The sequence below is a fragment of the Pedobacter hiemivivus genome, assembly GCF_005144565.1.
In the GTDB taxonomy this organism is placed as follows: domain Bacteria; phylum Bacteroidota; class Bacteroidia; order Sphingobacteriales; family Sphingobacteriaceae; genus Pedobacter; species Pedobacter hiemivivus.
Genome location: NZ_SWDX01000019.1, coordinates 34967 through 51558 on the forward strand (window position 1 = coordinate 34967; position 16592 = coordinate 51558).

Consider the following 16592-nt stretch of genomic DNA (forward strand, 5'->3'; position numbering starts at 1 on the left):
ATGAAATTGATGATGAAAAGGATCTTATATATTATTCCCTTACTGGTGGTGCTGATTGCAAATCCAGGCTGTAAAAAGTTTTTAAATGTTGAACCAGTAACCAGCCTTTCAGGCAACAATTATTGGAAAACAGCAAAAGACGCAGAAGATTTTACGAAAGATGTGTATAGACTGTTCCGTACAGCAACCATGTCTAACATCCTGCTGGCTACGGGCGATTTTCGCAATGCCCCAACCAAGGCCGGCGGGACCTTTCCCAAGCGATATGATTTCGATTATATGTCGGGTAACGACCTGAAGAGAACTTTGGCAGCAGATGCAACACGTACCAGACCAGGTTATAATGCCGAATTGGAATGGTATCAGGCTCGTGCACGTTACGATATGATCCCAGATTGGACTCCATTTTATAAAGTGGTGCAGTCGGCCAATATTTTGTACAAAGAGGTAGATCGTATTGATGATCCTGCTTTTAGTGACAAAATGAAAAAACAGTACCGTGCCGAAGCTGTATTTATGCGTTGTATGGCTTATTTCTACCTGGTTAGGCTGTATGGTGATGTACCTTATTACACCAATGCCTATAACCAGGTTCCCTTGGGTCGTACTCCGCTAGTAACCGTATTTAAAAGCTGCATAGAAGATTTACAAAAGGTAAAAGATGACCTGCCCTGGACTTATAAAGATCCTGCAAACCGTGCTGTAAGAGCAATGCGTGGCAGTGCCGATGCTTTGATGATGCACATGAACATGTGGTGTGCCAGCTTTGATCCAAATAGTGCCTTAACCTATTACAAAGCCGTAGATGAGCTGGGTCTTGATATTGAAAACATAGGAATGGCCGAACAAGGTGCCTATGCTTTATTGCCAATCGAACAAACTTATCTGGTGATGTTTGGTCGTTCTCAGGAAGGCTTATTCGAAATTCAATTGAGTAGTAACTATGGTGAAGTAAGTGTAGATCGTAGACATAAATTTTCTAATAGTGTGGCACATTTGCCTTTCTTAACCTCTACCGACAGAACTGTTAGTGAGCTCGCCTATCGTAGCAGTTACATGAAAATGATATACCCGGAAGGGGCAACTGATAAACGTAAAAACATATGGTTTGATATCGCTGACATTTACGACGAATCAGGGAAAGGCATAATCTATAAGTTCTTTAACCGTGCAGCTCCCACACAAGGAGATGATGATAACCCGATCATCTTCCGTTTGGCAGATGTGATTCTACTCCATGCAGAAGCACTGGCAGAGCTGGGCGGAGAAGATGGACGTGCGCAAGACCTTTTAAACCGTATCCGTTCAAGAGCTGGTGCCGACCTATTCCCTGCAAACCCTGGCGACGGTAAACTTAAAGACGCTATCTATTGGGAACGTTGTAAGGAACTAATGGGTGAGGGGCATTATTACTACGACCTGGTCCGCACTAAAAGAATTATGGATCCAAAGTACTCCTATCGCCCAATGGCTTACTCAGCATTTATTGCAGGTGCCTGGACCTGGCCAATTGCCAGTAAAGCACTAACCAATAATCCATACATGGTACTTAACAACTATTGGCAATAGGTTTAATCATTAAACAAAACAGATATGTATAAAAATATAAATCGCATTACCGGACTTGTTGTACTCATGACAGCAGTACTATGTATTGCTGTGGGCTGTAAAAAGAACGCACATTATTTAGACACGGGAATAACCAATGCCAAGTTTGATGGCAACATTATGCAGTACCTCGAATCAAAGCCATTGCACTTTGATACCCTTGCTCAAGTAATTAAACTGGCTGGAATGGAAGATGTATTCAAAAATGAAAACATTACTTTTTTTGCCCCACCAGATCCTTGTATTGGCGCAAGCATCAGGGAGCTTAATTTCTATCTCTATTTTACCGGCAAGGATACAGTCAAAACACTCTCTGATATTAAACCAAAAGTCTGGAAAGAGGTATTGTCCATGTATGTCTTTAAAGGAACCAGCCGCTTAAAGGATTTTAGACAAGTGGATACTGCAGCACTCGACACCTATTCTGGACAGGGCTATCTGGCGCTTAACAATATGCCGATGAACATTGGTGTGGTGTATCACGACGCCGTAAATGGGCCCAAAGAAGACCAGGTTACCATTAAGTATGCAGGTTATCGTCAGCTCATGATTTCCTACATTCCGGATCTTTCAAAGCCTAAAAGCTTATGGATAAATACACTGGTGTCTTCTTCAGACATTAACCCAACAAATGGAATTGTTCATGCGCTCAAATTTACCAATCATTATTTCGGGTTCAGTGCGAGAAGGTTTGTATCGTTAGCGACTGAAAATGGTATCGGAAATTAACTGTAGAGGAGATAAAAATATGTTGTATAAAATCAATAATAAAAATCAAATGATGAATACTAAAAAGTGGTGTTTCCTGTGCATTATGCTGCTTGTTGGATTCTCTTCCTGCAAAAAAAGCAATGATCTACAAATCGATCCGTATGCAGGAGGAAAAGAACCATTAGGCATTCGTTTTTCTAATTCGCTGCCTAAGCCTGCTTCAGGGGCTAGTGGTATTGATGTGGTTTACCAGATCACAGGATTGGTACCATATAAAGATAAAATTAAGTGCTATTTGAATGAAACCGAAGCAACGGTTACCGAGGTTACAGATAAAATCATTAAGCTGAAAGTTCCTGTGGGGGCCAGCTCTGGTGGACTTACCATTGTTATTGATGGGCAAATTTTCTTCGGTCCGGAATTTACCGTTTCCGGTAAAACCGGGATAGATCCGACCTTCAAAACGCTGATCGGGACAAACGGAGTCATCAATCAAATTATACCATTAAACAATGGCAATATGATGCTGATGGGCTATTTTACAGATTACGAAAAAAGTACTTCTAAAAAGATTCCAATTAGTGGCATTGTGCTTACTTCTCCTGATGGACAATACATCCCTACGGCAGCTTTTGGTGCCGGAGCCGGGGGCGGTTTAACCTCTATGGTTAGGCTAACTAACGGCCAGTACATGGTGGGTGGTGCATTTAGCACTTTCAATAACCGGAAAAGTATTGGAAACATTACCAGGTTAAACGCCAATGGTTCACTGGATTCGACGATTGTAGAGGTGGTTAATTTAACCCCATTGCAACCTAAAAATAGCTTCGATACTGTTGCCGCATTTAATGGAGCATTAATGGGGCCGGTTAGTAGAGTGTTTAGTTATAACAATAAGGTGATTGCTGTAGGTGGTTTTGGTAGTTATTACGAGCACTTTTATGAGCGTTCAACCCGGGACACCAAAGTGTTAGGCTTTATGCCAATGGAAAATTTATTGAGGATGGAACCTAGTGGCGCATTGGATTTAACCTATAATTATAACCCAGCAACCAAATCCAGTTACGAACGACCTAATGGATATTTCTATGATGCTGCCATGCAGAGCGATGGTAAGGTAATTATCGTTGGTGCTTTTACAAAATTCCAGGGAATTGGTGCAAATAATATTGTACGTGTTGACAATAATGGAATGGTCGATCCAAGCTTTCAGGCAGTTGCAGATGGTGCAATAGTTGCCATTCGTTACAATTCAACTACTAGCAAGTACCTGATTTGTGGTGCATTTAAAACCTTCAACGGAAAACCAGCCAATGGCGTAGCGATGATGAATAGTAATGGAACGATTGATGAATCCTTTAGATTGGGTAAACTGGAAGGTGGAAGCATCGGCTTCGCTGCACAGCTATCAGATGGAAAGATTCTGGTTAGTGGAACTTTCAATAAGTATAACGACATCGTTAGACAAGGCTTTATGATTTTGAATGCCAATGGTACCCTGGCTGAAGGCTATAACAACACCGGGATGTTCGAAGGAATAGTGAATGATATCTATGAAACTACATCGCCACTGGGCTTCCCAGCTGTAGTGATGGTTGGATATATCTCCAAATTCGACAATAAAGCTGCCGGAAACATTGTAAGGTTCATTTTACGTCCATAACCATTAATACTTAAAGAAATGACTACAACTCGACTATATCAAAAACATACACGGAGATTGAACCTGTCGCTAATTGCTTTGGTTCTCTTTACCATCGTGTCCTGTAATAAAGCTTTTGACAATAAACTAGACCTTTCCGAGAAAGGACAGGAGCAGCAAGGGAACAGGGTACCAAAAGTATTATATATCATTATTGATGGTGCGCGTGGTTCGGCTATCAATACGATTCAGGCACCTACGTTAACCGAGATCAGCGAAAATGCCATGCAAACTTTTAGTGGTGTAAGTGATGCTAATGGGCTAGCTTCAACAAGCTGGGCCGATATGCTTACCGGAGTAAATAAAACAAAGCATAAAGTAACGCAGACGGATTTTACAGGGAACAATCTGGCAAATTACCCGATGTTCTTTAAGCATATCAAACAGAACAACGCAAATTTGCGTACCGCCGCATTTTCGGCTACACTTGCCTTTAGTCAAAACCTGGTTAGCAATGCTGATGTAAACCAAAATTTCAATAATGATGATGTTGCGGTAAAAACAGCACTCGTTGCCGAATTAAAAAATGAAGAGGCTAGTGTAGTGTTAGCTGAGTTTAACGGAGTTGAGCGTGCGGGTCAGCAATACGGATACGCGGCCAGCATCCCTCAATACAGCACTGCGGTGTTAACCGTTGATGCTTACATCGGTGAGGCTATGAATGCCTTAAGACAACGCCAGAATTACGAGAAGGAAAACTGGTTGGTTGTTGTGGCTTCAAACCGTGGTGGTAGCTTGAATGTACCACCGGGTCAAAATGACGGGACTTTATTTAGCAATCCTTTGTTAAACAGCTTTGCCATTTTTTACAACCCTCGTTTTTCATACCAATACTACGCAAAGCCAAATACAACAGAATTACCTTATGAAGGAAAAGCGGTGCCATTGGCAAATGATTCTACCGCAAATATTCCTGCTGATAAAGCGGCTAAATATAATTTTGGTACAACAGGCGACTTTACGGTTGAATTTAAAATTAAAGTACTCAGAAGGTCTACGGGTTCAAGTAATGCCCCTATTCTTTTTAAAACAAGTAGCCCAGCAAACTCCACTACAGGATGGTGGGTTATTCATTCAGGTATCAACGGCGGTTGGCGATTCGGCGGTATACCGGCATCATATATGGTTTCCAATCAACCTGCGCTTGAAGTTGGTGAATGGTATACCCTTGGGTTTAAAATTTATACCGAAAACAACAAAAGATGGGTGATGATCTATCAAGATGGGGTAAAAGCTTATGCAAATCCAGTAGATATTACCACCAGAGCAAATCAAAATAACAATGAAGAACTGGTGGCTGGATACAGATCTGGGTTTGGAAATACAACAAAACAACTGGTTACCGAAATAAAAATCTTTAATGTCGCCATACCTGATAATGTGATCCTTGCTTATGCTTGTAAAGGAGCAATGAGCCCCAAGCATCCTTACTTCAATAACCTAATAGGGTATTGGCCTGCAACGGATGGATCTAGTGGTTTTTTCAAAGATCAAAGTCCTTTCAAAAATGATTTCATACTAAGAAACAAATATGAGTGGGCGGCATTCAGTGATTATTCACCAAAATTCTGTGTGGACCTTCCCGAAGATATTTATACCAGAATACCGAATGGAATTGATATTCCCAATGTCATCTATGGATGGATGAATATTAAAAGCCTAAACATGGGGTTGGATGGAAAAACCTGGATACCTATTTATAATGATGTTAAACCTTAATCCCCTAAAAATGATGAAACAAACAACACTTTTTAAAAGCATTGGGATGTTACTCCTTTTGGGGGTGATGATGAGCTGTACCAAAAACTATGGTATTCAGTATCCCGAAGGAACAACGGACAATAATCATCCGGCAGATACAGTAGACCTGGTATTAGACACATCAATGTTTAAAGTAGACAAGTCTCAGTTCAATGCCGCAAGGGTATTTCCTGGCATGGTAGGTATTGAAGAACCAAGACTTAAGGATTATAAGGTTACTATAGACCTAGATTATGTACAAGTTAAATCCAGCGATCTGAGAATCAGTGTAGCCCCTCAGGGTTGGTTTAGCACGGGTACTTATGCGCCTCCAGGGGAATTGATTACAATCAAAGTTCCTGATAATACTTTTGGTTTGACTGTGCAGATTGGAGCGCATGATGACAATCTTACGGGTAAGTCTCCCTTGCAGCGTGCACCCCTTATTTTTACACGTGTACAGTTGTTTCCCGGAATAAATTATGTTCGCAATCCGTATGGGGGAAGCATCTTTATTATCCCTAGTAGATCACTTGGCCGAAAGGTAGATCTTATGTTTAGTGGTGCGGTTAAATCGCCAGATTTTATACTTGGTGAAACGACTGATGTCGAATGGAAGGCCATGATTGCTAAAACTACTGTACCATGGTTCGAATTGCGCAGCAAGCGCATGATCTTTACACTGCCAGTAAATAAATTGGCGAAATTTCCGATTGAAAGTCCAACAGCTTTAATGACAGCCTGGGATGAGGAAATCTTGAAAAGCTATTGGGAATGGTACGGTTTGTCAGAAACTACCAGCGATTTAAGGAACAGAAATCCTACACTGCCATGGCGTATTGTACACGATATTCAACCAAGTGTAGGTGCCCAACATTCTGGATATCCGGTGGTTGCAATGGCAACCGACAATTACTTCAAGCAGGCAGTTACGCTAAGCCTTGTTGTTGGCTCTAACTGGGGTACCTATCATGAACTTGGTCACAACATGCAAATGGGCCCAGTTTGGAGCTGGTCTGATTTGGGTGAGGTATCGAATAACCTTTTTTCTTTAAAAATCACCAATAGACACGGCTATAAACACAGCAATATTTATCGCGCCATGCCAGCAACTATAGCCTTTGCTTCGATTGCTAATCCGCTCGGGGCCAAGAAATTTTCCGATGCTTCAGGCGATGCCCGAATGGGAATGTTCATTCAGATCTTTGAACGATATGGATACGATTTTATGACTTACCTATGTACATCGGCGCGTATGGCGAGGTTTGGCGCGGGGAACGAACAGGATCAAAAAGATTTCTTTTACGAGCGGCTTTCCGAATGGACTAAAAAAGACATGGAGCCCTTCATGAGACAATGGGGCCTGTATGTTAGTACGGTATCCAAAAATAAGATTGCAGCACAGTTCCCATTGTTAACCGAACAGGTATGGCTGTTCGATCCAACTAAATAAAAGCAGATATAAGTTATGAAAAATATAAAAAAATCTCCTCTTAGCCTGGGCTCCTTAACTGCCTTAACCATTGCAATGGTATTGGTTTTGTTTAGTTTGCAGGGCTGCAAGAAATATTTCGATCCACCCTTCGTAAATGAAGAACCGCAAGGGGTCGCCAAGAAAAGAAGAAAGGTTCTACTGGTTGTGATAGATGGTGCCACTGGTGCCGAGGTAAAAACAATAGCCCCCCCTAAAATTACCGCCATGTTGGCTAACAGCAAATACAGCTGGAATGCACTTGCCGATTTTGTACCCAGCGACGCTGGAACATGGAAAAACATCATGACAGGCGTAGGAGTTGGCAAACATGGAATTGTAGACGATACGTTTGAAGTCCCATCAAATGACGACGGACACGAGCATGATGCCACTACTTCATGGCCAACATTAATTGAAAGGTTGGAGGCATCAGGAAAAATCCGCCGATCGTCGGCTATAACAACATGGCAGCAGTTAAGTAATAAATTGTTAATTTATGCAGACCAGCCTATTACCGTTGCTAATGACATTGCTGCCAAAGATACGGCCATCGTTAAATTGAAATCGCTAAGCGACGACCTGGTGATCGTTAACTTTAACGAGGTAAGCAAGGCGGGACTTAATTTTGGGTTCTCTGCAAATGTTCCTGAATACAAGGATGCAGTTTTAAAAACGGACGGATATATTGGAGAGTTGTTGGAGACAATTAAGGCCAGAAAAACCTATGGAGATGAAGAATGGCTTGTTGTCGTAACGGCTACGCATGGCGGCACAGGAAAGGGATATGGTGATGTAGCTAATCGTGAACGCGAAAGAAATATACTTACCCTTTATTATAACCCCAACTTTAAGTCTAAGGAGATCATTCCCCCGGTAGCTATAGATGGCGTTAAATTTTCAGCAGATGCAATTGCTGCTCATGTACCTGCAGTAGATGCCAGTATGTATAATTTAGGATTAACAGGAGAATATACGATCGAATTCAAGTTGAGAATACATGCCTTTGGAACGCAGAATTCTACCATCTTTTTTAAATCTGGTAGTCCTGCTAATACCAACCCCGGCTGGTGGTTTGTTCATAACGGCTCTAATGGTACCTGGCGGTTTGTGATAAAAGGAAGCCAATTACCAACCAACACCCAGCTTACAAAGACAACGGCATCTTCAGATCTTGGTGTTGCTGCACCTCCAAAAATGGTTGTTAACCGCTGGTATACATTGGCAGCTAAAATATATATGCTAGCCAGTAAGCGGTACATCATGATTTATCAGGATGGGGTTAAGGCTACAAATCCAATGGAGATTACAGGTCAGGACGTGTCCAATGCAATAGATCTTTGGGCCGGATTTAGATCCGCAGGAGGAACCTTTGGGGCCAACACTAATCAAAGTGTTTCCAATATCCGTTTCTGGAATACCGCCTTGCCAGACAGTAAAATCCTTGAAGATGCCTGCGCGGATGGGGTAAGCTCAACTGATCCTTATTATACCAATCTTATTGGCTATTGGCCATGTAATGACGGGTTATCATATTTTAAAAACTATAGCCCATTGGCCGATGGTAAAGATTTAGAGCTAACCGGCAACTTCACTTGGGGTTTCCTTGAAAAACCAACCTGCGGAACACCCGTTCCAATATTGCCAGACCAGTTTGCATTAAGGAATACTGATGTCGCCTCACAGCTATTTTACTGGTATGGTGTGCCCGTAGAAGACAGTTGGAAACTTGATGGAAAGGTATTCCTGGAGGTCTTCGAGTCTGAATTTATAAAATAGCATCAAAATAAGAACCATTGGCTGCAAGTACAAAGCGTTTGCAGCCATTAAGAACCAAAAAACAAACCAGTATGAAAAGATATTTTTACTATGCTGTTCAGGTTATAATTTTGCTAGTCGTATTTACGGCCTGCAGAAAGTTAACCACTGATGCTTTTCAGGAACACCCGGTGTTGACTGCACCACTTAACATAGCTGTGCTTAACGATGATGATCAACTGCCAGTGGTTGGTGTAAAGGTGATCATTAGTCGTAAAACCTCTCCAAAGGATGATTATGTAAGGGTTGATACCGTACGTACCGATGAAAAGGGACAGATCAGTGGTTACATCCTTCCTTATCCAAATTTTCTAAAAATAGAAGTAGACACGACTTATTACCATAAAGGAGAGCAAACGCTTGAGTTTGTAACTGAAAATGGGGGTAGTGTAGTATTACATACCACGCCAAAATATGGAATGGCAACTTTAAGTATTGAAGTAGCCAATAGTACAACTGCAGTTCCAATTTCGGGTTTAGCGCTTTCTATCAGTAGCCGTGTGCCGGAGACAACCGAATGGCTCTCTTCCGGCCCCGAAAATGCCGATGCTGCGGGTAAATTGATGGTTTCTCTTCCTTATCCAAATGAGGTTAGGGTGGCAGTAGCCGATACCATTAAGTATTTTCCCGATACAGTTGTAACCAACCTTAAAAATGTAAGGGGAGCTACGGTTGCCCTAAAAACGGAATTAAAGCCTTTAACCGCACCATTAGAAGTTACCGTATTGGATAAAGACAATCAAGCACCATTGGCTGATGTAGAGATTGCGGTATGGCAAAGATTGACTGGTGAAGCTGATTTTAGGGACATTGGACTGCTTGGTGTAACGGATGTTAAAGGAAAATTAATCCTAAATGCCCCATTCTCCGGAGAGGTATTGGTGAAAACAAATGATGATTTGTACTATCTGGCAGACAGTTATATTACTCGCCTGGCTTACGAGAAAAACAGAGAAATAACCTTATTATCTAAACTTCAAAATCCTATAGTTCCGGTAGAACTAAGTGTGTTTAGTGCTGTGTATGGCATAAATAATAAAAGAGCTGCCTTTGGAACTAATGTGAAAGTAAGTTACAGAAAAAAAGGGCAAACTACATTTACTGATTTTGTAACCAGCGCGATAGCGACTAATGGTAAGTTGACAATGAGCATTCCTTTTGGGGAGGAGTTTAAATTTGCGGTAACAGGAGATGATCGGTTTGCAGATAAAACCATCTCATATGCCAATGCTGATGGCACACTGAAAGCTATAGATTTTTCTCTTGATCTGCGAGCTGCTAAATATCCGGAACCTATATTAACTAATTTGCAGGTAGGGACATTGGCATTGAACAATGGTTTGAGCGCTAATGCCCCTCAAGATATTGTAACCGACAAACTAGGCAACCGATATGTTACTGAGGGTAATGGAAATCGCATATTACGAATAGATAGATTTGGAAATGCAACCATCTTAGCCGGAACAGGAACTGCGGGAACCGCTAATGGTGACGGTGCTGTTGCTCAGTTTAGTGCGCCATATGGGATCACGATTGATGCTGAAGGGAATTTATATACAACAGACAACAACTCAAGCGGCGGGAATAAAATACGTAAAATTGCGCTTGATCAAACGTATAAAGCTACTGTAACAACAATTGCAGGTAGTGGGACTGCAAGTTCGGTAGATGGAATTGGAACAGCCGCTACATTTAACCGTCCAGCGGGTATTTGTTATGATCAGGCTCGAAATTGCCTGTATGTTGTTGAATGGAGCGGAAATAGATTAAGGAAAATAAGTCTTTCTAATAATCAGGTTACAATACTTGCTGGTTCTACTTCGGGTGTTTCAGCAGGAGTGGGAACGGCGGCTAAATTCCAGATTCCATGGGGTGTAAAACTGAGTGCTGATGGAAATTCAGTTTATGTTGCAAGTTGGAACGGGAATGCAATTAGCAAAGTAACTTTGTCAGATAATAATGTTACCGTTTTGGGCCAGTCAAAAACGAATATGGGTTCACCGAGAGGATTGTATGTAAGTCCAGCGAATAAAGTGTTCTTGTCTAACACAACAGGTAACTACATTTCCTTTATGCAGACTGAACTGGAAGGTAATGCTTCAGTATTTACTAGAGTAACTAGTACTTCTACTAGTGGATATATTGATGGAGCCGCTAATGTAGCAAGATTTGCAGGCCCCATTGGAATTCACTATGATGGCTATACAGGGATGTTTTATATCGTAGATGGTAATGGATTAAGGACTATGAAGTCTTCAGATATTCAATAATTAAAAGCACAATTCATAAAAACTGACCTGAATTACAAACCGCAGGCATGTGAATACATGCCTGCTTAAAACTTAAAACATGGAATCTTATCAATGGTATATCATGGTGTTGGCTGTTTTAGATGCCTTGTTGATCTTGGGCTTAAGTATGTTGGATAAGTCACAGAAGGTAAAAGGAAAGCTTTAAATAAAATCGGAAATCAATAATGAAAAGGATCTTACTCGCATGCATATGCACAGGGCTATGGTTTAGTCCGGCTTCTATAAAAGCGCAGCAAGCAACACCTGTTGCGGCTAAAATCGAATTAAAACACGGTAGTCACCGTATTGGTAAACGTACCGATGAGGTAATGCAAAAATGGCGTGGCTATGGTTTAGGGCAGTTCATTCACTGGGGCTTATATGCAATCCCGGGCGGAGAATGGAATGGCAAACAATATAACGGTGCTGCCGAATGGATCCGTTCATGGAATGGTATCCCGAAATCTACTTACGATTCGCTAATTTACAAGTTTAACCCTGTAAATTTTAATGCAGACGAATGGGCGACGACAGCCAAACAGATGGGCGCAAAATATGTAACCATCACGACCAAACACCATGATGGTTTTTGCTTATGGCCAAGTAAATATACCTCATATACGGTTGCCAATTCTCCATGGAAAAAAGACATTATGAAACCTTTGGTTGATGCCTATGATAAAGCAGGAATAGATGTAATCCTTTACTTCTCTGTAATGGATTGGAACCATCCGGGATGGCGTTATGACATCAAAACAAAAGAAGATAGCGTTGCCTTTGAGGGCTTTAAACAATTTACCCGCAATCAGCTGATAGAACTGCTTACCATGTATCCAACGGCTAAAGGCTTATGGTTTGATGGAACCTGGGATAAATCATGGGTAAAACAGGCTGAATTTGCAGATCAACTGGAAACGGAAATGCGTAAACTCAGACCAGGACTCATCATTGGAAGTCGTTTCCGTGCAGATGAAAAAGGCAAGCGCCATTTCGATGCGAATAACGTGTTAATGGGCGATTACGAGCAAGGTTGGGAACGTAAATTACCGAACAAAATAGAAGATGTGCATGGCAACGATTGGGACTGTGTAATGACTGTGCCGGAAAACCAATGGGGTTATAACAAGGCCTGGAAAGGACACATCAAAACTGCCAATGAACTGATCGAAATGACTGCCAAGTCTGTTTCTCTGGGAGGAAATTTCGTGCTCAATTTTGGTCCACAAGGTGATGGGGCCATTAGAAAAGAAGAAAAACAGTTGGCAACACAAATCGGCAATTGGATGAAAATCAACAAAGAAGCCATTTACAACTGCCAGTACGCCGGATTAGAAAAACAAGATTGGGGTTATTTCACCAAAAAGACAGGAGGCAATAAACTGTACATGGTTGTATTCAATGCCCCAGTTTCAGGCGCTTACCGTGTAAAGCTACCTGCAAAAATGGGCATTACGAAGGCGTACGCATTGGCTACGCCTACACAAAGTTTATCAACCGAGGAGATCCATACCAACGAGTATTTTATTCACCTTAAAAAACAAGGCGGAGACCAGCCTTTTGTCATCGTTTTAGAAACAAAAAACAGCTCGGACAATAGCGGTAATGTTTACGACAAAGCGAAAACATAAGCCCCAAAACAAAATACACACAAAGGAATACAAGAACACACAAGGAAACTATGAGAAAACTATTGTTTACTGTCTGCTTACTGGCTACCGCAGGTTTGGCCAGTGCGCAGCAGGCAAACGGGAACAAGGTGCAGATGAAAGAGCTCATTGATGAGCAATTTAGATTTGCCGAACAGCAATATAAAGTGCTCGCTAAAAATGTCCCGGCGCAGGTAATGCCAAAAACTTATAATCTTAAAACCAATAAGGTCGAAACCAGTGATACCAAATGGTGGACCAGTGGTTTTTACCCGGGGTCATTGCTTTATATTTATGAATATACCAAAGATCCGACTACTTTAAAAGAAGCGGAATTGAGGTTGGCCACACTGGAAAAGGAAAAACACTATACCGGCAATCATGACCTGGGCTTTATGATGTTTTGCAGTTTTGGCAATGCTTACCGCATTACTAAAAGCCCGAAATATAGACCAACAATTGATACGGCTGCGGCTTCATTAATTACACGTTACCGCCCCAATGCAAAAGTAATTCAATCCTGGAATTCCAGTAAAAAATGGAAAGGGCCTGTGATTATCGACAACCTGATGAATTTGGAATTGCTGGCTTGGGTAACTGATCATGGTGGCGATGCTAAGTATAAAAAGATTGCGATCAACCATGCCAATACTTCAATGAAAAATCATTTCAGACCAGATTATAGCTCGTACCATGTGGTAGATTATGACATGAAAACTGGGGCTGTGGTTAAGAGGGGGACAGCCCAGGGTGCATTCGATGCTTCGGCATGGAGTCGTGGGCAAGGCTGGGCCTTATATGGCTATACTATGATGTACAGGTTTACAAAAGAAAAGCGATATTTAAACCTGGCGAAAAACATTGCCTCTTTTATATTGAACCATCCTAATATGCCTGCCGATAAAGTTCCCTATTGGGATTTTGATGCCCCTGGTATTCCAAATACTTATAGGGATGCATCTGCTGCGGCTGTGATTGCTTCAGCATTGTTAGAGCTTGGACAATATACAGAAAAGAAAGACGCTCAAGTTTATATTGATGCTGCGGAGGAAATGATTACTTCACTATCCTCTGATGCTTATCGTGCTAAGGCTGGCCAAAATGGAGGCTTTCTACTGATGCACAGTACAGGTGCATTGCCGCTTAGGTCAGAAGTAGATGTGCCTCTAACTTATGCCGATTATTATTATTTAGAGGCTTTAATGCGTTACAAAAACTGGTATTTATAGCATAATTATATGGAAAGAAGAAAATTTATAGGTGCTTTTTCATTGGCTGGAATTATTGGCGCAATGAGTCCGAAAAATATTTTAGCCGCTACAGACAAGTCAAAAACATCGATAGGGTATGCCATAAACGACCGTGAGTATTGGTGGAAATTATTGAATAAAATTGCTAGTCCTGTAGTCAGTAATCTGGCCAATGGTACATTGATCAAAAATATGCCGGTTGAAAAATCACCTACTTTCGATTCCCGTTCGCTATCAGTGACTTACCTTGAAGCAGTAGGTCGTACTTATGCCGGCATTGCCCCATGGTTGGCCTTGCCCGATGATGAGAGTGCAGAAGGGATAGCAAGAAAAAAATTAAGAGCCGACGCCGTTAATGGCTTGAATAAATGTTTTGCACCTGGCAGCCCAGATGCCTTAAACTTCGCCAAAGACTATCAACCAATTGTTGATGCTGCTTACCTGGCGCAATCTTTTTTAAGAGCGCCAAAAGCATTATGGGAACCGCTTGAAGCAGAAACTAAACAAAGGATCATTAGCGCCTTTAAATCATTAAGAAACAGAAAACCATTTAAAAGCAACTGGCTGTTATTCGGTTCGATTACAGAAGCCTTCCTGCTTTCCGTTGGAGAAGATTATGATGCCGAACGCCTAAATGAAGGGCCTAAAAAATTGAATGAATGGTATAAAGGTGACGGCTGGTATGGCGATGGCCCGAACCTTGCCTTCGATTACTATAATTCTTTTGTGATCCATCCCATGATGGTGGATACCCTGGCGGTGATGGCTGATAAAAAATTGGTCGAACAGAAAGTCTATGATCTTGCTTTAAAACGTATGCAACGTTATGCCGTAGGGCAGGAGCGAATGATTTCTCCGGAGGGAACCTATCCTGCAATTGGTCGATCTATTACTTACCGGACTGGTGCATTCCAGGCATTAAGTCAGGTTGCATTGATGGAAAAACTACCTGAATCCATTAAACCCGCTCAGGTACGTTGTGCATTGACTAAAGTGAAGCAGAACATGTACGGAACACCAGGTACTTTTGATAAAAATGACTGGTTGCAACTAGGTTTTTGTGGTCACCAATCTGAAATAGCAGATTATTATACTTCAACTGGAAGTTTATACATGGCTACATTGTCTTTTTTACCATTGGGATTGCCAGCTAGTCATGACTTCTGGACTGCCAAACCAGTAGCCTGGACAAGTAAGCGGGCATGGGCTGGCGAGGCTTTTGCCAAGGATTACCATGTAGATTATTAAAATATAATACAAGAACTGTTTAGCTAAACAGTTCTTGTAAATCTCTATCGGCCGTAGGTATCTTTTTGAGGAAATCATCAAACCCCGTATTCTCCTGTGAACTATACATTCCGTAGGCGTCCATGATATATCCGATTTGTCCATCCTTATCTTCTAGCAAATAAAGAACAGAATTGTCTGCGGGATCGGAATCCCCTTCAAAACGATATGTTTTGATAATGGTTAAATCTTCTGGACTATAAATTTTCAGATCACTTTGCATTTTGCCGTGGTCAGTCATTTTTATTTCTTTGTCAAGGCCTTTAAGTCTCAATTTCTCTAAAATCTCACTCAGGGTATTCATTTCCATAGGATGCTCCATAATGTTATGTTTCTTTTATATAAGAACAACGCTTACGTCAAATGGTTTGTCACAACTGATTTCAGGAAAGTATTTTTCAAAATCAAATGGTTTCAGGAATGTTTTCCTCGGTAAACAAACAAAATCAGGAATAACTAGCTTCAAGCTAGTTGGAATTAGCCTAAATCAACAAGTAATATCAGTACAAGAGACAGTATAAGACAAAAAGAACGAGTAGCTAATGAGTTGGGAATAAGTAGTGCTAAAATAGGGGGTTGCTTTACCCTTGACTTACCCTAGGGGTAAAGCAACCCTAAACCAAGGGTAAGGCAAGGGTAAAGCAACCCCCTATTCATTCCCAACTTTAGCCCTACTTATTCCCTTCTCATTTCGAGACCTTCCAAAAGGAAAACTAACTAATGATGTCGGAGACGATGGGGGCTTAAAAAAAGGGGATGCAACAAGCGTTGAGGGCACTGAAAAAGTTCCTCATTTATGAGCCAGCTTAAGGAACGATCAAGTAGAACATGTTTTTTACTTGATCGTTTTTTTTATTGAACAAAGTTGAGATTTCGTTATACTGATTTTTTGATCAATATATACCTGTCTTTTTCGAAGGATAAATAAGCATTTTGGTTGCAATTGACTGGATTTAACTCAGATTTATTGAATATTAGATCAGTTTTAGGATTCTTTTTAAGTTTACGGTAAAAATTGCCATAGCCCCCTGCATTTCCATATTCTGTATTCCATAGGAAGTCGCACGT

Annotated in this window: 12 protein-coding genes; 10 read left to right on the top strand and 2 right to left on the bottom strand. The window is 41.3% G+C overall.

What is annotated here, in order from left to right; genetic code table 11:
- Positions 1–9: 9 nt before the first annotated feature.
- The 10 genes from FBD94_RS25435 (at position 10) to FBD94_RS25480 (ending at position 15485) form a co-directional block, all read left to right on the top strand.
- Positions 10–1569 (top strand): RagB/SusD family nutrient uptake outer membrane protein, encoded by a 1560-nt coding sequence (locus FBD94_RS25435; RefSeq protein ID WP_235884654.1) that lies wholly within the window; start codon positions 10–12, stop codon positions 1567–1569.
- A gap of 24 nt (positions 1570–1593) precedes the next feature.
- Positions 1594–2337, top strand: a complete 744-nt coding sequence (locus tag FBD94_RS25440; RefSeq protein WP_235884656.1) for a fasciclin domain-containing protein — start codon at positions 1594–1596, stop codon at positions 2335–2337.
- A 49-nt stretch (positions 2338–2386) separates the two neighbouring features.
- On the top strand, positions 2387–3982 hold the full coding sequence (locus FBD94_RS25445; RefSeq protein WP_169472412.1) for a DUF5008 domain-containing protein: 1596 nt from the start codon (positions 2387–2389) through the stop codon (positions 3980–3982).
- 18 nt (positions 3983–4000) lie between these two features.
- Positions 4001–5740: an alkaline phosphatase family protein gene (locus FBD94_RS25450; protein ID WP_136882312.1), complete on the top strand. Its 1740-nt coding sequence runs from the start codon at positions 4001–4003 to the stop codon at positions 5738–5740.
- A gap of 10 nt (positions 5741–5750) precedes the next feature.
- On the top strand, positions 5751–7214 hold the full coding sequence (locus FBD94_RS25455; protein ID WP_169472413.1) for a M60 family metallopeptidase: 1464 nt from the start codon (positions 5751–5753) through the stop codon (positions 7212–7214).
- A gap of 15 nt (positions 7215–7229) precedes the next feature.
- Positions 7230–9011 carry an alkaline phosphatase family protein gene (locus FBD94_RS25460; protein ID WP_136882314.1) on the top strand — a complete coding sequence of 594 codons (1782 nt, stop codon included), beginning with the start codon at positions 7230–7232 and terminating at the stop codon, positions 9009–9011.
- A 71-nt stretch (positions 9012–9082) separates the two neighbouring features.
- Positions 9083–11320, top strand: a complete 2238-nt coding sequence (locus FBD94_RS25465; RefSeq protein ID WP_136882315.1) for an NHL repeat-containing protein — start codon at positions 9083–9085, stop codon at positions 11318–11320.
- A 206-nt stretch (positions 11321–11526) separates the two neighbouring features.
- The gene (locus tag FBD94_RS25470) at positions 11527–12969 is read left to right on the top strand and encodes an alpha-L-fucosidase (RefSeq protein ID WP_131612684.1); all 1443 of its coding nucleotides are present in this window, start codon (positions 11527–11529) and stop codon (positions 12967–12969) included.
- A gap of 50 nt (positions 12970–13019) precedes the next feature.
- The gene (locus tag FBD94_RS25475; protein ID WP_131612686.1) at positions 13020–14216 is read left to right on the top strand and encodes a glycoside hydrolase family 88 protein; all 1197 of its coding nucleotides are present in this window, start codon (positions 13020–13022) and stop codon (positions 14214–14216) included.
- Between the two features lie 9 nt (positions 14217–14225).
- On the top strand, positions 14226–15485 hold the full coding sequence (locus tag FBD94_RS25480; RefSeq protein WP_131612688.1) for a DUF2264 domain-containing protein: 1260 nt from the start codon (positions 14226–14228) through the stop codon (positions 15483–15485).
- Between the two features lie 19 nt (positions 15486–15504).
- Here FBD94_RS25480 and FBD94_RS25485 read toward each other — a convergent pair whose 3' ends face one another.
- Positions 15505–15834, bottom strand: a complete 330-nt coding sequence (locus FBD94_RS25485) for a hypothetical protein (protein ID WP_225874850.1) — start codon at positions 15832–15834, stop codon at positions 15505–15507.
- A 566-nt stretch (positions 15835–16400) separates the two neighbouring features.
- Positions 16401–16592: hypothetical protein (locus FBD94_RS26185; protein WP_205945321.1), on the bottom strand; the 192-nt coding region annotated here is incomplete at its 5' end.